The sequence below is a fragment of the Streptomyces sp. NBC_01016 genome, from assembly GCF_026341035.1.
Taxonomy (GTDB): Bacteria; Actinomycetota; Actinomycetes; order Streptomycetales; family Streptomycetaceae; genus Streptomyces.
This window is the reverse complement of sequence record NZ_JAPEOQ010000002.1, coordinates 2,916,936-2,940,796: the sequence shown is the minus strand read 5'-3', so window position 1 is coordinate 2,940,796 and position 23,861 is coordinate 2,916,936. Positions and strand designations below refer to the sequence as shown.

The 23,861-nt window shown below is 70.0% G+C and carries 18 protein-coding genes; 15 read left to right on the top strand and 3 right to left on the bottom strand.

What is annotated here, in order from left to right; all coding sequences use genetic code 11:
• The first annotated feature begins 2 nt into the window (after positions 1 to 2).
• The 5 genes from OG746_RS40165 (at position 3) to OG746_RS40145 (ending at position 5,649) form a co-directional block, all read left to right on the top strand.
• On the top strand, positions 3 to 455 hold the full coding sequence (locus OG746_RS40165) for an SRPBCC domain-containing protein (protein WP_266723745.1): 453 nt from the start codon (positions 3 to 5) through the stop codon (positions 453 to 455).
• Positions 452 to 2,008 carry an MFS transporter gene (locus OG746_RS40160; RefSeq protein ID WP_266723743.1) on the top strand — a complete coding sequence of 519 codons (1,557 nt, stop codon included), beginning with the start codon at positions 452 to 454 and terminating at the stop codon, positions 2,006 to 2,008. The genes OG746_RS40165 and OG746_RS40160 overlap by 4 nt, the downstream gene beginning before the upstream one ends.
• On the top strand, positions 2,001 to 3,491 hold the full coding sequence (locus tag OG746_RS40155) for an MFS transporter (RefSeq protein ID WP_266723741.1): 1,491 nt from the start codon (positions 2,001 to 2,003) through the stop codon (positions 3,489 to 3,491). The genes OG746_RS40160 and OG746_RS40155 overlap by 8 nt, the downstream gene beginning before the upstream one ends.
• Before the next feature lie 99 nt (positions 3,492 to 3,590).
• Complete coding sequence (locus OG746_RS40150) at positions 3,591 to 4,571, top strand: quinone oxidoreductase family protein (RefSeq protein ID WP_266723739.1); 981 nt, start codon at positions 3,591 to 3,593, stop codon at positions 4,569 to 4,571.
• Positions 4,572 to 4,623: 52 nt separating this feature from the next.
• Positions 4,624 to 5,649, top strand: a complete 1,026-nt coding sequence (locus OG746_RS40145; protein WP_266723738.1) for an aldo/keto reductase — start codon at positions 4,624 to 4,626, stop codon at positions 5,647 to 5,649.
• 102 nt (positions 5,650 to 5,751) lie between these two features.
• Here the strand turns inward: OG746_RS40145 and OG746_RS40140 are convergent, their stop codons facing one another.
• Both OG746_RS40140 and OG746_RS40135 read right to left on the bottom strand, forming a co-directional pair.
• A complete protein-coding gene (locus OG746_RS40140; RefSeq protein WP_266723736.1) occupies positions 5,752 to 6,456 on the bottom strand; it encodes an HAD family phosphatase in 705 nt (234 codons plus the stop codon).
• On the bottom strand, positions 6,453 to 7,106 hold the full coding sequence (locus tag OG746_RS40135) for a ScbR family autoregulator-binding transcription factor (protein WP_266723735.1): 654 nt from the start codon (positions 7,104 to 7,106) through the stop codon (positions 6,453 to 6,455). The genes OG746_RS40140 and OG746_RS40135 overlap by 4 nt, the downstream gene beginning before the upstream one ends.
• A gap of 120 nt (positions 7,107 to 7,226) precedes the next feature.
• Here OG746_RS40135 and OG746_RS40130 point away from each other — a divergent pair, with 120 nt between their 5' ends.
• Complete coding sequence (locus OG746_RS40130; protein ID WP_266723734.1) at positions 7,227 to 8,177, top strand: ScbA/BarX family gamma-butyrolactone biosynthesis protein; 951 nt, start codon at positions 7,227 to 7,229, stop codon at positions 8,175 to 8,177.
• A gap of 145 nt (positions 8,178 to 8,322) precedes the next feature.
• Here the strand turns inward: OG746_RS40130 and OG746_RS40125 are convergent, their stop codons facing one another.
• Positions 8,323 to 9,090, bottom strand: coding sequence for an SDR family NAD(P)-dependent oxidoreductase (locus OG746_RS40125; protein ID WP_266723733.1), 768 nt, complete (start codon positions 9,088 to 9,090; stop codon positions 8,323 to 8,325).
• Here OG746_RS40125 and OG746_RS40120 point away from each other — a divergent pair.
• From OG746_RS40120 to OG746_RS40080, 9 genes are all read left to right on the top strand, one after another.
• Positions 9,029 to 10,744 carry an amidohydrolase family protein gene (locus OG746_RS40120; RefSeq protein WP_323179737.1) on the top strand — a complete coding sequence of 572 codons (1,716 nt, stop codon included), beginning with the start codon at positions 9,029 to 9,031 and terminating at the stop codon, positions 10,742 to 10,744. The genes OG746_RS40125 and OG746_RS40120 overlap by 62 nt on opposite strands.
• A gap of 80 nt (positions 10,745 to 10,824) precedes the next feature.
• A complete protein-coding gene (locus tag OG746_RS40115; protein WP_266723729.1) occupies positions 10,825 to 11,055 on the top strand; it encodes a DUF7489 domain-containing protein in 231 nt (76 codons plus the stop codon).
• Between the two features lie 117 nt (positions 11,056 to 11,172).
• Positions 11,173 to 11,604: a hypothetical protein gene (locus tag OG746_RS40110; RefSeq protein ID WP_266723727.1), complete on the top strand. Its 432-nt coding sequence runs from the start codon at positions 11,173 to 11,175 to the stop codon at positions 11,602 to 11,604.
• Between the two features lie 151 nt (positions 11,605 to 11,755).
• Entirely contained in the window at positions 11,756 to 12,226 is a 471-nt protein-coding gene (locus OG746_RS40105; RefSeq protein WP_266723725.1) for a hypothetical protein, read from the top strand.
• 56 nt (positions 12,227 to 12,282) lie between these two features.
• The gene (locus OG746_RS40100) at positions 12,283 to 12,594 is read left to right on the top strand and encodes an SUKH-4 family immunity protein (RefSeq protein ID WP_266723723.1); all 312 of its coding nucleotides are present in this window, start codon (positions 12,283 to 12,285) and stop codon (positions 12,592 to 12,594) included.
• Between the two features lie 143 nt (positions 12,595 to 12,737).
• Complete coding sequence (locus OG746_RS40095; protein WP_266723722.1) at positions 12,738 to 19,952, top strand: toxin glutamine deamidase domain-containing protein; 7,215 nt, start codon at positions 12,738 to 12,740, stop codon at positions 19,950 to 19,952.
• Entirely contained in the window at positions 19,949 to 20,737 is a 789-nt protein-coding gene (locus OG746_RS40090) for a hypothetical protein (RefSeq protein WP_266723720.1), read from the top strand. The genes OG746_RS40095 and OG746_RS40090 overlap by 4 nt, the downstream gene beginning before the upstream one ends.
• A 102-nt stretch (positions 20,738 to 20,839) precedes the next feature.
• Positions 20,840 to 21,181 carry a toxin-antitoxin system YwqK family antitoxin gene (locus OG746_RS40085; protein ID WP_266723719.1) on the top strand — a complete coding sequence of 114 codons (342 nt, stop codon included), beginning with the start codon at positions 20,840 to 20,842 and terminating at the stop codon, positions 21,179 to 21,181.
• Between the two features lie 251 nt (positions 21,182 to 21,432).
• Positions 21,433 to 23,637 (top strand): SUKH-4 family immunity protein, encoded by a 2,205-nt coding sequence (locus OG746_RS40080; protein ID WP_266723717.1) that lies wholly within the window; start codon positions 21,433 to 21,435, stop codon positions 23,635 to 23,637.
• Positions 23,638 to 23,861: the final 224 nt, after the last annotated feature.

Genomic DNA, 23,861 nt, shown 5'->3' with positions numbered 1-23,861 from the left:
TCGTGCGTACACGACGCAGCATCGACACCCACGTCGACATCGACGCACCGGTCCAGGCCGTATGGGAAGCCGTCACCGACCTGGACCGCTACCGCGACTGGAACCCCTTCATCATCGACGCAAGCGGCCGCATCGAGGCCGGGGCCCGGCTCCACCTGCGCATGCAGCGGCCCATGAAGACCGAGGAGGAGACCCACACACCCACCGTGACCGCCCTGCACGAGGGCCGGCTGCTGCAGTGGTCGGGGATCATCAAGCATCCCGCGTTCTTCCGCGCCCGCCACTCCTTCGTCCTGGAGGAGCGCGACGGGGGTGTCCGGCTGCGCCAGCTCGAGGAGTTCGGCGGGCTGAGCATGCCGCTGGCCGGCGCGATGGTGTGGCGCATCGAGCAGGGCTTCATGTTGATGAACGCCGCTCTCAAGGTGCGCGCGGAGTCCCTGGTGGCCGCCTCGTGAGTACGGGACGTTCCCGCGCCGCATGGGTGCTTGTCGCCGTCCTGCTGGCGCTGTTGGTGCTGCCGACCTCGGTGACGGGCTCCGGAGTCGCCCTGCCGCACATCGCCCGCGACACCGACGCCTCGCTGGCGAGCCTGCAGTGGGTGGTGCACTCCTACAACCTCACCTTCTCCAGCTTCATGCTGGCCTGTGGTTCCCTCGCCGACGCCTGGGGGCGCCGGCGCCTGTTCACCGCCGGGGCGGTGCTCTTCACCGCCTCCAGCGCCCTGAGCGCACTGGTCAGCGACGTCACCATCCTCAACGCGTCCCGCGCGCTGGCGGGCATCGGCGCCGCCGCCCTGCTCACCAGCGGCAGCGCGATTCTCTCCGCCACCTTCACCGGCGCCGCCCGTACGCGCGCCTTCGCCGCGGTCGGGATCGTGACCGGTGCCGGGCTCGCGCTGGGCGCCATGGCCGCGGGAGTGCTGGCGGACTCGCTGGGCTGGCGTTCCTTCTTCGGCCTGCACGCGATCCTGATGGCACTGGTGGCCTGCGCGATCCCGGCGATGAGCGGGGCTCGGCCCCAACAGGGCGCGCGGGTCGACTGGTTGGGCACCGTGCTGTTCGTGACCGCCCTGTTCGCCCTGATGATGGGTGTGGCCGAGGGCCCGCAGTGGGGCTGGTCGAGCCCCGCGGTGGTCGCCCTGCTGGTCGGCAGCGTCGTGCTGTTCGCCGCCTTCGGCGCCGTCGAGAAGCGGGTGAGCGCGCCGATGCTGGACCTGGCGCTGCTGCGCAACGCCCGTTTCATGGGCCTCTGCCTCGTCCCGGTCGCGGCGACCTTCGCCTTCGTGATCCTGCTGCCCCTGCTGCCGAACTACCTGGTCGTGGCCGACGGGATCTCCAGCCAGGCGGCGGGCACGCTCATGCTCCTGATGACGCTGCCCATCCTGCCGACCCCGATGCTGGCCGCCCGGCTGCAGCGCTGGGGCATGTCGACCCGGGCCGTCCTCGGGCTGAGCGTGCTGCTGCTCACGGCCGGTGTGGCCTGGCTGGCCCCCGCCCTGCACCCGGGCGCCGGAGCCGCGGACCTCGCCGCACCGCTGATCATGCTCGGCGTGGGCCTCGGATTGAACTTCGGCCTCGTCGACGGCGCCGTCCTCGACGTCGTCGAACCCCAATCGGTGGGCACCGCCGCCGGGTTCCTCAACACCCTCCGCCTGGGCAGCGAGGCAGTGGCCATCGCCGCCGCCGGCGCCGCCCTCGTCGGACTACTCACCGGGCGCCTCGCCGACGACGGCCGGACCGCCGCGTCCGCCGGGGAGATCGCCAACACCGCCGCGGCGGGTGAGCGCGAGGGGCTGGCGCGCCTGGCCCCGTCCGGCACAGGTGAGAGCTTCCAGCAGCTGGTGGCCCAGGAGTTGACCGGTGCCTGGCAGACCGTCCTGCTCGTCAGCGCCGCGCTGTGCGCCGTCATCGGCGTGGCGGTGTGGAAGCTGCTCGCGCCGCGGCGACCGGACAGCGCGGAGGTTCCGGCGGAGCAGACCGCGCGGGTGAAGGAGGCCGAGCATGCCTGAGGCCTCGCAGCAGAGCTCTCCCGGTGCACCTCAGCCGGGCGTGCCCGGGACAACTCCGCGGAGCGTGCCCGCCTCAACTCCGCGGCGTTCCGGGGCCGTTCTGGCCACCACGCTGGTCGCCCTGTTCCTGGTGCCCTTCACCCTGACCGGCGCCTCGGTGGCGCTGAGCGACATCGCCCGGCAGCTCGACGTCGGCCTGTCGGACACCCAGTGGGTGGTGAACGCCTACAGCGCCACCTTCGCGGCGTTCATGCTGGTCACCGGCGCCTGGGCGGACCGCTTCGGCGCCCGGCGCGTCTTCGCCACGGGTGTGGCGCTCTTCGCGGCCTGCGGGCTGCTGGCCGCAACTGCCGGAAATATCTGGCTCCTTGACGCGGCCCGCCTACTCGCCGGCATCGGAGCCGCCGCCACCACGACCGGTGCCAGCGCGGTGCTGGCGGGGGCGTTCACCGGCCGCTCACGGGCCCGCGTCTTCGGCCTGTTCGGCACCACCATCGGCGTCGGGCTTGCCTTCGGTCCGACGGTCGCCTCCCAGCTCGTCGACGGCTTCGGCTGGCGGGCGGCCTTCGCCCTACCGGGCCTGGTCGGCGCGGTGTGTCTGCTGGGTGTCCCGCTGCTGCCGCGCCCCGCCGCACCGCGGGCCACGGGCCGTCAGGGCGACCCGGCCGGCGCGATCTGCTTCACCGTGGGGCTGTTGGCCCTGGTCTTCACGCTCGTGGAGGGCCCGCTGCTCGGCTGGACGTCCCCGCTGGTGTGGGCGTCCGCGGCGATCACCGTCGCGGCGCTTGCGTTTTTCGTACGGTGCGAGCGGACGGCCGCGCGTCCTCTGCTGGACCTGCGGCACGTGGGCACCGGCCGGTTCGCGGCGCTGTGCCTGGCGGTGGCCGCGGTGGTCGGGCTCTTCGCCCCGCTGCTCACCTACTTGCCGACCTACTTCACGCGCGCTGTGGGCATGACCCCGTCCACGGCCGGGTGGGCGATGCTGGCGCTGACCGCTCCGGTGCTCGTCCTGCCGCTGCTGTGCGGCTACTTGGTGCGCTGGATCCCGGCCCGGGTGCAGGTGGTGGCCTCACTGGTCCTGGTGGCGGCGGGCGCGGCATGGATGGCGACCGGCGCGTCCCTGCTGCCCGCCCTGCTGGTCGCCGGGTGCGGCGTGGCGATCGCCCAGGGGCTGCTCGACGGCCAGGCCGTGGACGCCGTCCCGGTCGAGCACGCGGGCGCGGCGTCCGGCGCCTTCAACACCGCCAAGCTCACCGCCGAAACAGTGGGGATCGCCGCGGTCGGCGCCGTTCTCGCGCAGACCACACAGGGCACGCTCACCGGCCCCGGTCTCACCGACGGCCTGCACTCCGTGCTCTGGTGCTTCGCCGCGCTGTGCCTGGCCTCCGCGGCGGCGATCGCGGCGCTCCTGCGACGGCCGCGCGCGAACACCACGGACGTGCCGTCCGATCGGCACCGGGAGGTCGTGCACGAGCCGGCCTGACCCGCGCCTGCTTTCCGTACGAGTTCCCGCTTCCCCTGCCAGTTCCGTACGAGTTCCGTACACACCATCACCGTCCCCAGACCTCGCGAGGTACGACGCATGCGCGCCATCACCATCCCCCGCTTCGGCGGCCCGGAAGTCCTCACCCTCACCGACGCCCCGCAGCCCACCTCCGGCCCGGGGGACGTCTCCATCGACGTCGCCTGGGCCGGCGTCAACTACGCCGAGATCCTCTTCCGTTCCGGCGTCGTCGACCTCGAACTGCCATACGTTCCGGGCATCGAGGTGGCCGGCACCGTCCGGGCCGTGGGCGAGGAGGTCACCGGCCTGCGCCCCGGCCAGCAGGTGGCCGCGCTCACCATGCTGCGCGGCGGGGGCTACGGCCAGGTCGCCGTCACCGACGCCCGACTGGTCTGCCCGCTGCCCGCCGGCGCCGACCTCAAGCTGGCGGCCGCCACCCCCTCCAACACCAGCACCGCCTTCCTGGTCCTGGAGCGCACGGCCCGGCTCCAGAAGGGCGAGTCCGTCCTGGTGCACGCCGCTGCCGGCGGTGTCGGCAGCCAGCTCGGGCAGGTCGCCCGCCTGCTCGGCGCCTCTCAGGTGATCGGCACCGTCGGGAGCCCGGAGAAGATCGAGCATGCCAAGGCCCTGGGCTACGACCATGTGCTGCTGCGCGACGAACTGCCCGCGGCAGCCGCGAACCTTACCGACGGGCGCGGCTTCGACATCGCCGTCGACCCGGTCGGCGGGGCCGCACGCACCCAGAGCATGCAGGCCCTCGGCATCGGCGGCCGGCTCGTGGCCATGGGCAACGCATCGGGTGCCGACGACGTCCCCTTCGGCGCCAACGACCTGTGGATGAGCGGCAAGGCCGTCCTCGGCTTCAACCTCGCCGCCCTGGCCGCCGAGGCACCTCAGGAGATCACCGACGCGCTGCGGCGCGCGCTCACCGCCGTACTCGACGGCAGCGTCACGGTGCCCATCAGCCGCACCTTCGCCCACGACGAGGCGACCGAGGCACACCGCCACATCGGCTCCGGCCTCAGCACCGGCAAGACCGTCCTCGCCATCGGCGCCTGACGTTCCCGTCCTTCCCGTCCTTCCCGTCCTTCCCGGCAAGGAGACACCTACAGTGCGCACCACCACGCTCGGCCGCACCGGAATCACGGTCAGCCGCCTGGCCCTCGGCACGATGATGCTGGGCTCATGGGGCAACCCCGACCATGACGAGGCCACCCGGCTCGTGCACGCCGCCCTGGACGCGGGCATCAACCTCATCGACACCGCAGACATGTACTCCGGCGGTGAGGCCGAGACCATCCTCGGTCACGCCCTCAAGGGCCGCCGCGACCACGTCGTGCTCGCGACCAAGGCACACTTCCCGATGGGCGAGGACCCCAACCAGCGTGGAAACTCCCGCCGTTGGATCCGCCAGGCCGTCGAGGGCAGCCTGCGCCGGCTGCGGACCGACCGCATCGACCTCTACCAGATCCATCGGCCCGACCCTGACACCGACATCGACGAGACCCTCTCGGTCCTGTCCGATCTGGTCCGGGAGGGGAAGGTGATGGCCATCGGCAGCTCCGGCTTCCCCGCCGAGCAACTGGTGGAGGCACGCTGGACCGCCGAGCGCCGCGGGCACATCCCCTTCCGCACCGAGCAACCGCCGTACTCGATCTTCCTTCGGGGTGCCGAGCGCGCCGTGCTGCCCACCGCCCAGCGGCACAGGATCGGCGTCCTGACGTGGTCCCCGCTCAACAGCGGGTGGCTCACGGGGCGTTTCCGCGCCGGTGAGGAGCTGCGCCTGGCGGGCTTCCGGCAGGACATGATCCGGTACAAGTTCGACCAGGAGTCACCCGGCAACCGGCGCAAACTCGAGCTGGTCGAGGACCTGCTCAAGCTGGCCGGGGAAGCCGGGGTGCCGCTGGCCCACCTCGCCGTGGCCTTCGTCCTGTCCCACCCCGCCGTGGACAGCGCCATCATCGGCCCGCGCACTCTGGCCCAGTTGCAGGACCTGTTGGGCGCGGCCGAACTGGACCTGCCCGACGACGTGCTCGACCGCATCGACGAGCTCGTCCCGCCTGGCACCGACCTCAACCCCGCCGATGCCGACTATGTGCCGCCGCACCTGTCCGACGCACGGCTTCGGCGCCGCTGACGGCAGAGCCGAAAACCCGTACCCCGTCCGGTGGTTGTCCGCCCCTCGTCCGATTGTTGCCCGCCACCCCCTCCGGGGCGGGCAACAACCCGACGTACGAGGTCAGTTCACCGGCGCCGTCGCCCACAGACGTCCCGCAGCAACAGACTCGTCGATCCCGCTCAGCAGCGTCTCGTCGACTCCGTTCAGGTGCGACACCAAGTACTCAACGCCGACCTCGCGCATCAACTGCGCCTGGTGGCTGTGCGGGAAGGTGCTGGGGTAGCCCACGAAGGGCGCCCCTTCCGTCCGGGCCACCTCGCTCACCTTGGCCACGTCGTCGATGAAGACCACCTCGCCCTGCGTCAGGCCGAGGATGCCCGGTATCTCCGCCACACCGGGGCGGAAGTCGTTGGTGCAGATGTAGCCGGGCTCGTCGAACAGCTCGGCGTCGGCACCGAGCGAGGCACGGAAATGGTCGGCCCCGAGCCCGCCGTAGCACACGGTTCGCAGCCCAAGTGCCCGCAGCCTGCTGACCAGTCCGGTGGCTCCGGGGCTCAACTCGACCGGGTTCTCGGCCAGATACTCGTCCCGCTCGCGGAAGTACGTCTCCAGCGCCTCTGGCCCCGTCATCTCCTGCGGGACCGAGCGGGCCATGGCCCAACCCGCCTCCGCCCGCCGCTGGGAGAAGATCGAGCGCTCGGTCTCCGCCGTGTACTCACCTCCCCTTGAGGTGATGAAGCGGTGGATGACCGGGCTGAAGGTGTCCGTCAGCATGACGCCGTCGATGTTGACAGCCACCGCCTTCAGCCTCTGGAACGTGCTCACGGTTTCGGTTCCTCTCGTGGGGTGCGCAGGGCGGGGTCGACCCGCTCCACGCTGACTTCGAGGTGCTTGATGGCTTCGGTGGACGCGATTCCGGGCAAGGTCAGCCGCCACATGTCGAGGACCCGCTCGGGCAGATCCTCGCGCCCCGTCTCGACCTGGGAGTAGGTCTGCAGCCCGGTACACGCGCCGACCAGGAACTTCGCCACCGTCTCCGGCTCCGCCCCCGCTCGCAGTTCCGCGGCACCGCGCGCCTCCTCCAGGCACTCCTGCATGATCGTGCGCCACGTCGAATACGGCGTCACATCGCGCATGCCGAAGGTCGCCTGCTCGTCCGTCAGCCGGACACCGGCACGCAGCAGCGGGTCACGCTGGAGCTGGAACGACCAGGTCAGCAGCAGGTCGACCAGCTTCTGCAGCCCCTTGGCGTCATCCGGGATGACCAGCGCCTCCGGCTGCGCGTTCATCACCGCCTGCGCCAGGCCCTGCTTGGAGCCGAAGTGGAAATACAGGGCGCCCGCCGTGAGATCCGTCCGCTGGAGGATCTTGGCAATCCCGGCGCCCGTGTACCCGTACTCGTCGAACACCTCTGCCGCCGCTAGCAGCAGAATCCTGCGCGTCGCGAGCGCCCGCTCCTGCTGACCCTTTGCCATCTTCAGCCCCTTTGCCGGTTGACAAAAAATAATACACGCTATGTTCTACGGTCAGACATCCGATGGGCCGCCGCACCGGCTTGGATGCGAACTCCGCCCATCCCGAGATGAAGGCCGTTGATGAGCACCGTCACCACGAACATCGACTCAGCAAGACAGCCCCAGCCGGCCAGGCCGGTCCCCAAGGAGCTGGTCCACAAGCACCACGCTTGTCAGGTTCTGCTCAAAGACTGGCGAGGGAACGCGGACGGAACGTTCTCGATACCCGTCGACTGGCACCGCGCCACCGACTCATTCGCGCCCCTCTTCGGGCACGTCAGCCCTGCCTTACTGGTGGAGACCGTCCGCCAGAGCTTCCCACTGCTCGCCCATGTGGGCCATGAAGTACCGCTCGGTCACCACCTTCTGTGGGACGAGTTCCGCTACACGTGCACGCCGTCCGCCCTGCGCGCCGTCGTGCAGCGTGCACCACAGGACGTCGAACTGCACGTGACCTGCACCGAGGCGCAGTACCGGGGCAAGCGCGCCTCATTCCTGGCCTTCGACATCGACGTACTGGCCGACGGGGTCTCGCTGGCCCGTGCCCACTCACGCTTCCCCGTGCTGGCACCGGCCGTCTACCGACGGATCCGCCCCGACGCCGGTGACGGCCGAGAGGCCATGGCCCGGGCCGTCCCGCTGCCCCCGCCGCTCCCCCATCAGCCGCTGGGCGTAGCGGAGTTCCACGACGTGGCCCTCTCCCCCACCGATCGGCCCCAGGAGTGGCTCCTGCGCGTCGACGTGCACCACCCGTTCTACTTCGACCACCCCGTGGACCACGCCCCCGGCACCCTGCTGCTGGAAGCCGCGCGCCAGGCCGCGCAGGAGCTCCACCCGCGTCTCACGGTGATCCCGGCGGGCCAACAGGCCCTCTTCTCCCGCTACGTGGAGCTCGATCAGCCGTGCACCGTGACGGCCGAGACCGCGGGCGAGGACGACGCCGGCCGGCCCGTGACACACGTACGCATGATGCAGAGCGGTCAAGAGTGCTTCCGCTCCTCCCTCACCCTCGCCGGCGCACAGCAGCGCTGAACCACCGCGAGCGGCCCTGCACCCTCGTCCAGGAGCTTCCCGGGACTTCCCAGGACTTCCCGGGGCTTCCCGGGGCTTCCCGGGGCTTCCCGGGGCTTCCTGGGGCTTCCCGGAGAAGGCGCGCAGGGCCATGCGGGCGGTCACATCAGACCGCGAGCGTCCCGCCCTCCACGGGCATGGTCGCACCGGTGACGAAGGTGGAGCGGTCGCTCAGGAGCCAGGCGGCGGCCTGCCCGATCTCGTCGGGGGAAGCCATGCGCTGCTGGATGGCGCGGGCGAAGAAGGTCTTCTCGATCCCGGGGGAGCCGGCGATGGCCCCTTCCATCATTTCGGTCAAAGTGGAGCCGACCGCAAGGGCGTTGACGCGGATGCCGCGTTCTCCGTACTCGTGGGCGGCGGCCTTGGTGAGGCCGATGACGGCGTGCTTGGCAGCCATGTAGGGCGCGCCGACGCCGGTGGACACCAGGCCGGCGACGCTCGAGGTGTTGACGATGGAGCCGCCGCCGGAGGCGAGCATGGCGCGGATCTCGTGCTGCAGGCAGTTCCAGGTGCCCCGCACATTGGTGTCCATCACCAGGTCGTAATCGTCCATGGACATCTCGTGCAGTTCGGTCCCGACGGTGGCGGTGCCTGCGTTGTTGAACGCGCCGTCGAGACGCCCGAACTCCTCGGCCACGACCCGTACCGCCCGCTCGACGTCCTCGGGGTCGGTGACGTCGCCGGCGATCGGCACGGCGGTGCCGCCCTCGGCACGGATGTCCGCGGCGAGGTCCTCAAGATTCTGCTGCCGCCTGGCCAGCAGTCCCACCCTGGCACCTTCACGGGCGAACAGCCGTGCCGCGGCGGCACCGATGCCGCTGGAGGCACCGGCGACCAGGATGTTCTTCTCAGCGAGCAAACCGTGTGTTGACATGCGGGAAGTCAAGCAGACCGGGACCGGCCGGAGTCAGGCCGGGCAGGAGCCTCCCTTGGCCGGCCTGGTCCGGAACGCCTTCGTCAGCCCCTGCCGAGTTGTGCAACGTTCGGAAACACTCACCCCGTTCGGTACGTCTCCGAGTAGAACTGATCAAGTCGTTCAGGAGGAGACGAGTATGCAGACACTGTTGCAGGGCGGTCGCGTCATCGACCCCGCCGGCGGATTCGACGGGGCGGCCGACGTGCTCGTGGCCGACGGGAAGATCGCCGCCGTCGGCACCGACCTCGCACCGCCGCCGGGCGCGGAATTGGTGGACGCCACCGGGCTCGTCATCGGCCCCGGCTTCGTCGACCTGCACAGCCACGTCCACTCCATCGCCGGGCACCGGTTGCAGGCCATGGACGGCGTGACGACCGCGCTCGACCTGGAGGCCGGCCTGATGCCGGTCGAGCGGGCCTACGCCGAGGCCGCCGCCGCGGGCCGCCCGCTCCACTTCGGCTTCTCCGCCTCCTGGGGCGGCGCGCGGGCCCAGGTTCTCGCCGGCATCACCCCCGATGCCCGGATCGCGTCCAGCCTTGCCGTGCTGGGCGACCCGCGCTGGCAACGGTCCTCGTCACCGCGCGAGTTGGCGGCGTGGCTGTCCCTGCTGGAGGACGAGCTGGCGGCAGGCGCACTCGGGATCGGCATCCTGATGGGCTACGCGCCCGCCACCGAGCCCGCCGAATTCCGGGCCGTGGCCCGGCTCGCGGCGAAGGCCGGCGCACCCACGTTCACACACGTACGGGAACTGGTCGAAATGGATCCGGCCACCCCTGTCGACGGCTCCACGGAGATCGCGATCGCGGCGGCCGAGACCGGCGCGGCGATGCACCACTGCCACGTCAACAGCACCTCGGGTCGACACGTCGACCGCGTCCTCAACACCCTTGAGGAATCACGACAGTCGGGCTCACGGGTCACAGTGGAGGCCTATCCGTACGGGGCGGGCAGCACAGCCGTCGGGGCGGCCTTCATCGCCCCGGAGCGGCTGCGCCTGAAGGGCCTGGGCCCCAGCAGCGTCATCATGGTCGAGACCGGCGAGCGGATCGCGGACGCGGCCCGCCTGGAACAACTGCGGGCACAAGACCCGGGCGCGCCCTGCCTCCTGGAATTCCTCGACGAGGACAACCCGCGCGACCTGGCCCTGCTGCGGCAGGCACTCGCCTTCCCCGACGCCGTCGTCGCCAGCGACGCGATGCCCGTCTTCTGGCCCGACGGCAGCCACGACAGCACCCGGTGGCCCCTGCCACCCGGCGGCACGACACACCCTCGTACGGCCGGAACCTTCACCAAGACGCTCCGCCTGATGGTGCGCGAAACCGGAGCCTGGACCTGGCTGGAGGCCTTCCGCCGCTGCTCCTACCTCCCGGCCCGCATCCTCGACGACGTGGCCCCCGGCGCCCGCGCCAAGGGCCACCTGGGCGTGGGCGCCGACGCGGACCTCGTGGCCCTGGACCCGGCGGCGGTGACCGACACGGCCACGTATGCGGATCCCACACGGGCGTCGCGCGGGGTGCGGCACTTGTACGTGGCGGGGGTGCCGGTGGTCTCGGACGGCGCGCTGCGCCCCGATGCTCTTCCGGGGCGACCACTGCGGGGCGAACCGCGGTAACGACATGGGAGGTTGGGGCGGGCTGGGGCTGCCGGGGTGGCTGCACCAGCCCGACGCGGGCAGCCCGCTACAGTGGCGAGATGTTCAAATCCCGCAAAGTACGCAAAGAAGACGCCTGGGACGGCATCGTCATCGACAAGACCCGCCGGGCGACCGACGGCTCCAACCTCTACCACTACGTCGAGGTCCGCCTCCAGGACGATTCGACGATCAAGGTCCGCTTGGATAAGCCCCTGTGGGAGTCACTGACCATCGGCGACCGCCTCGTCAAGGAAGCGGGGGCCTCGGAGCCGGCCAAGGCGCCTCGCTAGACCGGGCGAATTGTGGGTGGATGAGGGCGGGTTGACGGTCCGAGCGGTCCGCTGGATAGGCTCGTGGATCGGTGTGCGTGAAGGTGAAGGGCCCGCTGGGCTCGAAGGGGGTTCCTCATGACCAACAGGCCGGGAAACGGACCGGGGCCGGGCGATCGGGAGATCGACGACTCGGAGCTGATGGACGTCGCGCAGGACCCGGAGCAGGCCGAGAGCCTCCACAAAGCGCTGCGCACTCTGGCCAACAACCCCAACGTGAACGGCCCGCTCCAGGAGATGGCCCAGGGAATCCTGTCGGGACGTATGGGCATGACCGACGCCATCAAGGACGAACGCTACATGGACGCGCTGGGCGACCGCATGACCGAGATCCGGCACGCCGCGGAGTCGCAGACCATGGAGGACCGCGAGGCCGAGCGCGGGAAGCGCGAGGAGTGGGCGCGCAAGCGGGAAGAGGAGGAGCAGAAGGAGCGCGACGAGCGCGACGGTCCTTCGACCAACTTGTTCACGGGGTCGAAGAAGCGTGGGCAGGGCGGACACCGGGGTTGATCCCGGGCCCGCTCCCCCGCCGGTCTCGGAACAGCACTGTGACACCCGGAGGTTGAGCGCTTGTCAGTGCCTCTGGGTACGCTGTCGTAGACATGAGACGGACGCGAACCGGCGGCAATGTGACGCCGGTTGGTGAAACGGGGGCGTGGTCATGGGTGACGGATTCAGGAGCAGTCCGGAGACGCTGAAGGCCGAGGGGCAGAGCTTCTCCGACATCGGCAGGGAGTTCTACCAGGCGACCGCCAGGCTGAAGAACGGCCTGGCCGCGCAGGGCGACGGCGGAGGCGGCGGGGGCGAAGCGCCGAAGGACACGTCGTTCGCGAGCGTCGCCCAGGACGCCTGGAAGGGCATGACGACCTTCAGCGACAAGGCCGGCACCCCGCCCTGGGGCGACGACGAACTCGGCGAGAAGTTCGGCGTGGTCTACGAAGGTCTGCGCGACGGCATGACGGACTCGATGGAGCACCTGGCCACGAAGCTCAACGAGATCGGCAAGGCGTTGGAGCGAATGGCGAAGAACCACGAGGAGAACGAGGACTTCAACGAGGCTCTGGTGAAGGAGCAGACGCCGGAGAACCAGTTCGGCGGCGAGGTCCACGTTCTGAAGTCCGTGAGCAAGTAGCCGACTCACAGCGTTGGTTGATTTGCCGTCACTCAATTGCCCATAGGAGAGAGTTCGTGTCTCAGCCCGGCACGCCCGAAGCGGTGCAGCCCGTCCCCACCACCGCCGAAGAGGCCCTGGCCGCCGCTCGGTCCCGATTCGAAGTGCTGGATCCGGAAGGAAACCCGGCGCCGCTGCACGTGGTGGAGTTCGACATCGGCTTCCTCGTCCACGCTGTCATGCCCCCGCCGCCGCCCGGCACCCAGGCACCGTTGGGCGGCAGCCACATGGTGATCTCCAAGACCGACGGAGCCGTCACCTACATCCCCAACTTCCCGCCGGACTCCGCGATCGACCTCTACCGCAGCATGCGCCGAAGCAGCGGCTGAGACCTCCGGTGTCTGCAACTGCACTGTGACACAGGATGGTTGAGGGTTCCGAATGATCCTTGGGTACTCTCTGGCATGAGCATGGCTCTGCGTCGGCGCGAGCCGGTTGAGCCGGCCCACAAGGCCGGGACAACACGAACTGCATGGCGACAACGGGGGTCTTCGTCGTGGCTTTGATGCTGCCCAACGGGCTTGAGTGGCTTCTCGAGATGTGCGGCTTCGACTGGCCCACAGGCGACGAAGACAAAATGATGGAATGCGCCAACACCTGGCGCCAGTTCGCCGCCGACGTGACGGACCTCCAGTCCCGTGGCTTAACCGCCGCCGGCAACGTCCTCGCGGAGAACGCCGGGGACTCCATCGACGGCTTCAACAAGACCTGGGAGAAGTTCGCCGGCGGCTCCGGCTACTTCGACGACGCCCGCCAGGGCGCCGAGCTGATCGCCATCTGCATGGACGCCGCGGCGATGCTCATCATCGGGCTGAAGATCGCGGTGATCGCCCAGTTGGTCATCCTGGCGGTCGAGATCGCCGCGGCCCAGGCCGCCGCTCCGTTCACCCTGGGCCTGTCCGAGATCGGCGCGATGGGCGCGGCCGCCGCCACGCGCATGATCCTGCGCAAGCTCCTCAAGGAGATAGCCCAACAGATCCTGCAAGCGGTCCTGGAGACCGCCAAGGAACCCTTCGTCTCCGCACTCGAAGCCATGATCTCCGACGTGGTCGCCCAGACCGTCGAGCAGAACTTCGGCAAGCAGTCGGGTTACGACCTGGGCCGCACCGCCAAGACGGGTTACGAAGAGGGCAAGAGCGCGCTGGAGAACTCCGGCTCCACGTTCGGCGAGTCGCTGCGCGACGGCGCAGGCTCCCGGGCGGGGCACGGCGCCCGCCACGGTCTGAGCGGAGGCGACGGCGGGGACGGAGGCGACAGTTCGTCGAGCTCTGGCAGTGACAGCTCGTCCAACTCGTCCAGCTCCAGCGACTCGTCCTCCGGCGGTTCGTCGTCGAGCAGCAACTCGTCGGCGGGCGACAGCAGCTCGTCCAGCAACTCCCCCGGCTCCAGCAGTTCGTCGGGTTCGTCCAACTCGCCTTCGAACGGCGGAAGTTCGTCGGGCGACTCGTCCGGTTCCAGTACTTCGCCGAGTTCGAGCGGCGGCGACTCCGGGCGCAGGGCGCCGGACATCGGCGGCCCTTCGTCCTCCTCCCCATCGGGCGGTTCGGACACCTCTTCGCCGAGTACGCCGCCGAGCAGCGGCACGGACGGTACCGGCGGCACGGCCTCACCGGACACCTCGTCGTCCTCGTCCTCGCCCGCGCCGAGCCGTGGCTCCGACCCGCCCAGCCCGTTCGACGTGGGCACCCAGGCGTACCAGGACAGCATCAGTCAGTCGTCGGGGGGCGACCCGTCCGGCCCCGACTCCTCCACGCCGGACTCCTCGAGCCCCAGCTCCTCCACCCCGGATTCGTCGAGCGCCGACTCGTCCGCCCCCGCCGCGCCCTCGGAATCGTCCACGCCGTCCCCCACGACGCCGGACATCGAGGGCGGGCCGGCCCCCGACACCACTCCTGACTCCGCCCGTCCGGACAGCAGCCCAGACGCCCCGACGAACACGCCACCGGGCAACGAGCCGTCCCTGCCCTCCGATCCCTCGCCCAACGAGAGCACGGGCACCACGCCGGACGTCAGCACCTCCCCGACGCCGGACACCACACCGGAGGGCGCCGCCCCGAGCCGTCCGGAGGGCGCCGACACCCCCAGCCCGGGCCAGGGTGCGTCGATCCCGGACCAGCGCAATCCTGAGCCCACCCCATCCACGCCGCCCGAGGCCGCGCCCACCCCGGCGCCGGACAACTCCAGCCCCGAACCCGGCGCGCACCAGGTCGACCGCGACTCGGTCGGTACCATGCCCGCGCACGCCCAGGGCCCCACGCCGGGCGACTCCGGCGACGGCACCAACAACGACAACCAGAGCCAGGGCACCGGCAGCGGCCGCATGCCGAGCGGCGCCATGCCCGGCAACGCGCCCACCTCCCACCCCGGTGCCGGCCAGGGCCACGCGCCGACACACCCGTCCCCGACCCCGCACGACCCGAGCGACCCGGACATGGACCTCATGGGCGGCGTCGCCACGGCGGCACCCCCGGCCCCCAACGCGCAGTCCGGTGACACGGGCGGCCCGCAGCAGGCGGCCCAGTCCTCCGCGCCGCCTTCGACGCCGACCCCTGGCGCCATGCCGCCACCGACGGCCGGCCCCATCCCGACGCAGGCACCGGCGGCGGGCGGCCCCACGACGCCACCGCGGTCCACCACGCCCAGCGCAACAACACCGCGTACGGACCAGCCGGGCGCCCGGCCCACGACGCCGTCCCGGGACACACGGCAGAACGGCCCCGCGTCGCCGCCGCGCACCAGCACACCGCGCGCCGAGACACCAAGCCGCCCGACCACTCCGCCCCGCGGCGACCGCCCGACGAACCGCCCACCGGACAACCGCCCTTCGGACCACCAGCCCTCGCCCCAGTCCCCCACGTCCACGCCGAACGATCAGGGGATGCCGGCCCAGAACAACCACCAGCCGACCACCCCACAGCCGGACGCCACCAACCAAACGCCCGACCAGAACCAGCACGAGCAACAACAGCAACAGCAACAGCAACAACCCACGGCACCTCCGCCCCCGACCCAGGCGGACAACCTCTCGGACATCCGCAACGACCTGAACACCCCGTCCGAAGGACTGACCACACCCGACCCCGCCCACCAACAGGACCTCGAGAACGCCCACCCGAGGAACGCCGACGGCACCCCGCAGGTGTTCGCGGACCCGCGGCAAGGAAACTGGGCCGGCCTGCAGAACGACGGCGGCCCGGGCGTGCCCGGCCGGTCCAACAACTGCGCCGACTGCACCCGTTCGTTCCTCGAGACATGGTTCGGCCGCCCGACGGTGTCCGCCCCGCGCACCCTTGACCAGAACCCGGACGGCAGCCTGAACCGCTTCTCCGCGGAGCGCGACTCGGTCGACAATCAGGCGCGTTGGGCCGGCGCCCCCAGCACGTACGCGGGCAAGGACCACCCCAACCCGTACGCGCGAATAGCCCACGAGCTGTCGCAGGCCGGGCACGGTTCGGCGGCCGTGATCGGCGTCAACTGGCCCGGCGGTGGCGGCCACGCCTTCGCGGCGGTCAACCACAACGGCCAGGTCCTGTTCGTCGACCCGCAGACGGGCGTCGTCAGCGAGAACCCGATCCACCTGGGCGCCCAAGAGGTCTTCTACACCCCACTGGACGCCAACAGGAATCCGATCACCCCGTACTTCTTGACTCCGTCGACGCCGCAGCCGTCCGCGGAGAACACCACCCCGGACACAACGAACAACACCTCGGACCCGGACTCGTCGACGAACCAGTCCACGCCCGACCCCCAGTCGTCCGACACCACACAGGAACCGGCCCCGGATCAGGCCCCGGCCTCCGATACCCCCACCCCGGACACGGACGCCACCCCGGATCTGGACTCGGACACCACGCAGCCCCCGGAGTCGACGAACCAGGAAGACCCGCAGTCCGACACGGACCAGGACGCGCAGGACAGCCAGGACAACCAGGACTCCGAATCCCCACAGGGTCCCGGGGATTCTCAAGACACCGACGCGACCGACTCCACCGACTCCACGCAAAATCCGGACGACGGCACCGACCAGCACCACGACTCACACGACTCAACGGAACCGACGCCGTCCACGGCAACGCGCCCCTCCGGCCCCCCGGACGGCTACGACGATCCGACCGACGCCGACGACCGCACGCAGCAGGAACGATTCCCACGCAACGAGGACGGCTCGTTCCAGCAGGCCCCCGACCCGCGCGAGGGCTCGTGGCTGGGGGACATCCGCGGCCAGAACCCCGACGACTCGGGCCGCGACGTCAACTGCCCCGACGGGGCGCTGGCGTTCACCGATTCGTACGCCGGCAACCCCACGGTCGCCGCCCGCCGCAGCCCGAACGAGGACGGCACCCCCGCCGATACTCCGGAACCGGGCGGCCGCGACCGTATCGAGAACACCCTGGGCGCCGAGTTCGACGACTTCGGCGACGGCCGCGACGCGTACAACAACCTGGAGACCACCCTCCTCAACGAGGGCCACGGCTCACAGGCCGTCATCATCACGCAGAACGCCGACGGCCGCGCCCACGCCTGGAACGTGGTCAACCACAACGGCCAGATCGTCTACGCCGACCCGCAGACGGGTCAGAGCTCAACCACCCCGCTCCACAACGGCAACAACGGCGTCTTCGCCATCCCCCTGGACGCCAACCGCCGCCCCATCGACACCACCAACCAGCCTGCCGCGCAGAACCAGGGTCAGACCACCGGACCCGCGCCCCACAACCCGGCAGGTTCAACCCCTCAGTCCAACGACCCCAGTGCGGAAGCCACTCGCGCGCAGCGCAACCAGAGCCTCCCCGACCCGGAAGCCGCGGACCAGGAACACGCAAACCTCCCTCCGGACCAGGCGCAGCAGGACCTCCGCGCCTCACACCGCGTCCGTCGCATCGGCCTGGACCCGGTTCAGGAGCAGATGCGGCAGTGGGCCCAGCCGCAGGGCGATCCGCCCAGGACGCCCCTGGCCGACGTGCTGCGGGAATCCATCGATCGCCGCCAGGCGCACGCGGAGTCGGCGCAGCAGGTACGTGCGGCCCGGCAGGACCTCGACAAGGCTCTGAAGGAGGTCGCCGACGCCAAGGCGGCACGCACCAGGGCGGAGGGCGCCGAGAAGAGGGCAAAGACCGAAGCGGCGAAGCAGGTGGCTCAGCAGAAGCGAGCCGATGCGGAGCAGCGGCTCGCCGCCGCCGAGCAGGCTCTTCCTCAGGCCAGGGCCGGGCACGAGGCCGCGATGGTGGCGCACCGGAATGTGCCCACGCCGTCGACGAACTTCACCGACAGTGATCTGCGCCAGCACCTTGATCCCGCATGGTCGCGAATGAACGACGGCCAGCGGTACGCCGCCATCGCCACCATGGCCCGCATCAGCCAGTCCTTCCATGCCAACAACGCCGTGGGCGTGAACCCTGACCCGGCCACCGACAACAACACCTACCGCGACGGCAATTTCCACGAATCAGCGGCCGCCTGGCGTCGCGAGCTCTCCTCGCACCCGGACGGGACGGACCTTCGGAATGTCGCGGATCTGAGGCGGCTCGTCGAGGAGACCGAGGCGAATTCTCCCGACCTCTCCGGCAAGAACTACGCGGTGGTGGAGGTCGTCGACCCCGACACCAACGAGAGTCACTACATCGTCGATTCGTCGGTTCCTCCTGGTGTGGACGGCGCCAACACAGCGCACTCCGAGTCCCACATCCTCAAGTGGATCGACCAGCTGAACGAGAACCGGGCGGCTCGGGAGCAGTCCCCGGTCGAGATCAGAGGTCTCTTCACCGAGCGTGAGCCTTGTGGCCTGCCCACGACCAGAACCACCAATCCCGACGGCACCGTCTCGCACCATCCCACCGGTCACGCCAACTGCAGCGAGACGATCAAGAAGAGCACGGCGATGAACGGCGTACCCGTCTATTACGGCACGACGTATCGAGCAGACCCGGAGCTCAAGGGCCTGAAGGCGGCCGAGCGCGCGGCCGGCAACAGCACGAACAACTACCGCACGCCGAGCCAACGGATCCAGGACGGGGAATTCGGCGCCCACTTGGGGTTCGTCAACGAGTTGGCGCAATCCGTGGCCACCCAGACCCAGTCCCCGCCCCCAGCCCCCGACCAGAACACATCACCCACCCAGGCACCCTCCGCGGGCCAGTCCAGCCCTACGAACCCCGACCGCACACCCCCGCCGGACCCGGCCGGCACGGACCGCCGCGCACCGGCCGAACCGGCAGGAACCGGCACGCCTGCCGACGGCGAGCAGCGACAGGCCGACGACGACGGGCAGCAGCCTCAGGCGACGCCGGCGGACGGGCACGACCTGCCCGACGACGAGACGCTTCCCGAAGGCCCGCGCGGCAATCTGCCGGACGGCTCCTGGGAGGGCGAGAACGGGCTGCGTCTCACACCGGACGAGAACGCGGCTGCGGACGACTTCCTGCGGCAGTCGGCCGCGGCCGAACCGAGAATCACCGCGACCCTTCAGCAGCTCGCGCACAACGTCGACGACGGACGCCTGACGGGACTCGACTACCGCCTCAAGGGCGAGGATTCCCTCAAGCGCAAGCTGGCCACCGACCTCGCCCGGTACGCGGAGCTGACCGAGAGCGACGCCCTCGCGCGGATCAGGGACTCGATCCGCTACACCGTCGAGATGCCGGCGGACGGCTACACCCAAGGGGTGCAGCAGGCGGTGGACACCCTTCGGGCCCAGGGGTTCGAGAACGTCACGTTCAAGAACACCTGGGACTCTCCCGGGTACAAGGGGATCAACTCCACCTGGCGTGACCCGGTGTCGGGGAGGGCCTTCGAGGTCCAGTTCCACACACCGGAGAGCTTCGTGGCCAAGATGGACACGCATGTTCTCTATGAGCGGGGGCGCTTGCCGGGGGTCGCCCCGGAGCAGCTTGCCGCGATCAATGCCGAGCAGGACGAGATGTTCGGCAGGGTTCCGGTGCCACACGACGCGGGTCGCGTCCAGCTGGACTCCGCGCCAGACACCGGCGCGCCCCCCGCGGGCGCCGCCAGGGACACGGGCGCAGCGGGGCACGGCTCCACCGACCATGAGACACCTCCAGGACGGGCGGGCCCCTTCGCTTCGGGCGCGGGGTACGTGTCGGAGCCTTCGTCGGCGCGCTCGAGCCGCCTGTACGAGCAGATTCGTGCGACACCGAACAAGAACGACCTCCCGGAGATCGCCTGCACCACCGGTGTCGACGAGTCCGTCCTGCGTGAGGTGAAGAGCCATTTGTTCCGCGCGCAGCACGACGTGCCTGTCGGTCCTGGTGAGGTGAAACGGGGCCTGTTCGAGCCGCGCGAGGACGTCGCCGAACTGTGGCTGGGGGCGCAGCAGGGCACCCTGCCCTCGGACAAGATCGAGGAGTTCAGGGCACTGATGTCGCACGAGTACGTCGAGAGCCAGTTGATGAAGGCGGGGCTGCCCTACTCCTCCGCCGCCGAACACCTCTACACGCCCGTGACGACGAACGGCGCCCCGGACGGCTACTACAGGGAGTTCCCGCACGACCTGAGTGACGCCGGAGCACACGAGCTGGCGCCACATCCGACGAAGGGTGGATTCGCCCACTGGCCGTCTCTGGGCCTCACACCCCCGCCGGTGCCGCTGGCCGAGGACTTGTCCAACCTGGATGAAACAATGAAGGCTGTGGTCAGGGAACTGCGAGCGAAGGGCGTGAACCTCCGATGACCGGAGATCTGTCGGCCGGTAGGGTACTCAGCCGCCTCCGAGCCATCGACTGGGACGACTGGACCGCGGCGTTCGACCACACACGGTCGCGCGCTCTCCTGATGCGCGAATATCTGCGCAGGTCCGCCCAGTGGGCCCGACACTACGGAGCCGAGAGCGCCTGGCCGTTCTTCGACATCGTTGAACACGTCGACGCTTCCGTGCAATTGGCCCCGGACGTCGCGAGCGACCTCAAGGCGTTCCTGCGCGGCGGGATCGGCCCGTACTCGGTCGAGCGGACCGTGACGGGCGCCGTCCGCTGGGCTGAGTTGCGCCGTCAGGGGCGTACGGATCTGCCCGAACTCCCGGAACCGTACGAGCCCTTGCTCTTGATGTACGAGCGTGGGGGCGGCTTCTACGTCGATCAGGCCATCGACCTCAACGGCGTGAGCCTGCCCCGCTGGGGCCTCGACACAACCATCGCCGCTCCGCCCTTCCCGACCGTGACCACGGCGACGCTCGACGCCCTGGACTTCGAGGCGAAGGGGAGGATCACCTACTTCGCGGTCGTCGACGAGGGATTCCCGAGGGAACGCCCCCTCGGAGTGATGCGCCGCCGGGCGGTCGGACGGGAGCCCGTCACCCGCGATGAGGCCTTCGGCCGGAACCTGCGCTGGGAGCCCACCGACTATTTCGACCTGTACGCGCTGGGACACAATGACACCGACCACGTGGAGATCTCGGAGATCGAAGCGGCGGCCTTCATCGACCGGGTGATCCAGCGAGTCGGCCCGTCCCGTTCGTAGGGGATCAGTTTGTGGGAGCGGGCCAGTACGGACGCGAGCAGAGCAGCATTGGGAACGACGATGCGAGTCAGCAGACGAGACACGTCCACAGAAGACGACAACGTGATCGTGCACTACGAGGGCGAGCCCTATACGGGTGAGGTCGTAGCGCACGACAAAGAGGGTCGGCTGATCGAACTGCAGACGTATTTCGACGGATTGCCGTTCGGTCCGTACCGCCGGTGGTGGCCTGACGGCTCCTTGAAGGCGGAGGGAACACTCAGCTTGGGCGCGCACGTTGGCGAGTGGCGTTCATGGCACCGTAATGGGCAGATGGCCACGCACATCGTCTACAAGCGCGGCATAGACATATGCGGCCGCGAATGGGACAAGGAAGGCAACCTGGTCGAGGAGTACGGAAGCTTTCCCGAGGGCACCAACGACGCGTCACACCCGGGAAACTGAGCGATTTACCGTCGGCGTCGATGCCATCAGCCGGCAGCAGGAGCCTGTCACCACGCGGAGGCCTTCGGCCGGAACCTGCGCTGGGAGCCCACCGGCTATTTCGACCTGTACGCCCTGGGACACAATGACACCGACCACGTGGAGATCTCGGAGATCGAAGCAGCGGCCTTCATCGACCGGGTGATCCAGCGAGTGGGTCCGTCCCGTTCCACCTGAGTCCAGGGAACCGACACGAACCAGGGAGGGGCACAGTGCCCGAGCCGACCACCGACACCTCCGGATTTCCCGAGGACGAAGTCGCCGGTCACGTCGGCGCGTGGTGGCGTGAGGGCGGGCACGGCGGGCGTGTCGCGTTCCTCGCCCTGGAGGACGGCCACGACGCCTCCGCGGTCGTACGCCGAACGCACGAGCACATACCCGGCAGCGTCGTCGTCGACGCCACCGGACTCACCGCCGAGCAGGTCATGCGGCAGGCCCTCACGGCGCTCGGAGTCGAGCCACCCGCGGACGGGTCGCGCGCCTGGCGTCTCGCGCTCGGCGCGTGGCCCGAGGAGCGGCTGCTGCTGGTCGTCAACGCCCACAGGGCCGGTCCGACCCGGCGCTCGTACGAGCCCGAGCAGTTGGTGACCTGGGCGCTCCCACAGTTGGCGCGCGGCAAGTTGGCCATACTGGTTCATGCGGTTCCGCGGCTGCTGCCCACCGATGCCGACGCCCAGACGGTGTTCCGGGTCTCGGCGCCCGCCACCGCGCCTGAGGCGACTCCGGACTCGCCGGCCCTACGGGCCCTGACCTTGGCCGAGCCCCGCTTCGTACCACTGCCGGTGTGGGCCCAACTGGTCACGGCGCTGACCGGTGAGCCGACGTCCGAGGACGAACTCGCCGCGCTCGCGCGGGAAGAGTCAGGCGTGCTTCGGCTCGGGCCACTCGGGGCCTCCTTCGTCGACGAGGGCCTCGCCGAGAGGCTGCGCCGGGACGCCGGGCACGAAGTCGGTTCCGGCGAACTCGGCCGTCTTCATGGGCACATGGTGGACTGGCTGACCCGCTCGGCTGCCGAACTTCGTCACCCCGAGGGATGGGCGAAGCGCGGCGCCGTCGGCCTGTACGCGGCCACAGGGCTCGCCATGCACGCCGTACAGGCAGGACGGTACGACGAAGTCCTCCGAGACGGCGGCATCGTCGCCAATCTGCCGCAGACGGCCCTCATGGACGCGGCACGCAGCATCACCTTCTACATCCCCGGGAACACGGCCGCCGCCGACGCCATTCACCTATGGGGTTGGGGAATCGTCCCGCGGCAGCAGACGGAGTGGGCGTCGTGGCTGCACCTGATGGCCCTTTCGCGCAACGACAGCACGTTCGCGTCAGCGGTCGCCTCCTCCGGTCTCGCCCTGCCCTGGCAGGCCAAGTGGGCGAAGTGGCGGCCGCCGGGCGGCCTTCACCCCGACTTCCTCGAGGCGGGGCGGCTGGCCGCCCTGGCGGAGGTGCGCTGGCAGGGGCGGCCCGCCGTCGCCGGTCTGCAGCGGCGGACGGTGAACGAGGAGGAGTTGCTGTACGTCTCGATCCGGGACGTGGAGACGGCAGAGCAGCTCACGGACTCTCTCGAGGGCGACCTGATCCTCGAGGAGCACAGCGCGGATCTCACCTGGCCCGCGGCGTTCGGGCAGGTCTCCCCCGCGCCCGACAGTGTCCGCGAACTGTTCACCGCGTCGGTCCCGCGACGGGACGACGGCGCCTTCATACTTCCCTGCGTACCGCTGGCGGTCGGCGACGTCACGCTGTTCGCGGGCGACTTGGGCTTGATGGCGATCGAACCCGCGGACGGCGTGGACCTCTCCGACTTCGGGGCCAGGACGCTCCCCCTCAGCGGCGATTACACGGACGCGGGTCCGTGCAGCCCGGTCGACGCGCCGGCCCCGAGTTACGAGGACCTTCTCACCGTGTTCGGCGAGGACCAGATCTATCCCATCCAGCCCGAGGACCTTCCGGATCAGCTCACCGACCCCGCGACACGCGAACTCCTCCTGGAATTCGGTCTGCCATACATGAAGGAAGGCGCCATGGGGCTCTTCCCGTTCGGCAACTGGGAGATGGGCGTCCTCGACGAACTGCCCTCCTGGCCCGAGGGAATCGAGCCCGTCACCGAGAGCGGCCCCTTCTTCCGGATCGGCAAGTGGGTGGGCAGCAGCCTCGTCGTCGACGGCCCCACCGGACACGTGCTGCGCGTCCCCGCCGAGCCGGGCGAGGACCATCTCGGAGGTCTCCCTGTCGCGGACAGTCTTGAGGAATTCCTCACCATGGTCGCGGTGTTCGTGTCCGGCTTGCGCTCACGGGACCTCGCTCCCCCGACCAGCGCCGAACGACAGCAGGCCACCTATTGGACGGTGGGCGCACTGATCGAGGCCAACGAGACGGGTGGCAAACAGCCCGCCTGGTCCTACGTACTCCACAACACTTGATGCCGACCACAAGGATGCTGGATCACCCGGGAAGCGGCGTCCGCCTCACCCGCGAAATCGAAGAGACCGCCGACCGTCATCTCGAACTGGCCGACCTTGCCCTCGCTGCAATGTTCGCCCTGTCGGACGGACTCTGCCTCCCCCTGTCCCTAGAGGTCGCGTCCTCCTACTGGAACGACGCGTGCGACATGCCGGTCCACAACCCCTCGCCCACACACGAATTC

Coding starts and splice junctions, on each gene's coding strand:
- OG746_RS40155 (WP_266723741.1), top strand. CDS start 2,001: ATGCCTGAGGCCTCGCAGCAGAGCTCTCCCGGTGCACCTCAGCCGGGC.
- OG746_RS40150 (WP_266723739.1), top strand. CDS start 3,591: ATGCGCGCCATCACCATCCCCCGCTTCGGCGGCCCGGAAGTCCTCACC.
- OG746_RS40135 (WP_266723735.1), bottom strand. CDS start 7,106: ATGGCAAAGGGTCAGCAGGAGCGGGCGCTCGCGACGCGCAGGATTCTG.
- OG746_RS40130 (WP_266723734.1), top strand. CDS start 7,227: ATGAGCACCGTCACCACGAACATCGACTCAGCAAGACAGCCCCAGCCG.
- OG746_RS40120 (WP_323179737.1), top strand. CDS start 9,029: ATGCCGCTGGAGGCACCGGCGACCAGGATGTTCTTCTCAGCGAGCAAA.
- OG746_RS40125 (WP_266723733.1), bottom strand. CDS start 9,090: ATGTCAACACACGGTTTGCTCGCTGAGAAGAACATCCTGGTCGCCGGT.
- OG746_RS40115 (WP_266723729.1), top strand. CDS start 10,825: ATGTTCAAATCCCGCAAAGTACGCAAAGAAGACGCCTGGGACGGCATC.
- OG746_RS40110 (WP_266723727.1), top strand. CDS start 11,173: ATGACCAACAGGCCGGGAAACGGACCGGGGCCGGGCGATCGGGAGATC.
- OG746_RS40105 (WP_266723725.1), top strand. CDS start 11,756: ATGGGTGACGGATTCAGGAGCAGTCCGGAGACGCTGAAGGCCGAGGGG.
- OG746_RS40095 (WP_266723722.1), top strand. CDS start 12,738: ATGGCGACAACGGGGGTCTTCGTCGTGGCTTTGATGCTGCCCAACGGG.
- OG746_RS40090 (WP_266723720.1), top strand. CDS start 19,949: ATGACCGGAGATCTGTCGGCCGGTAGGGTACTCAGCCGCCTCCGAGCC.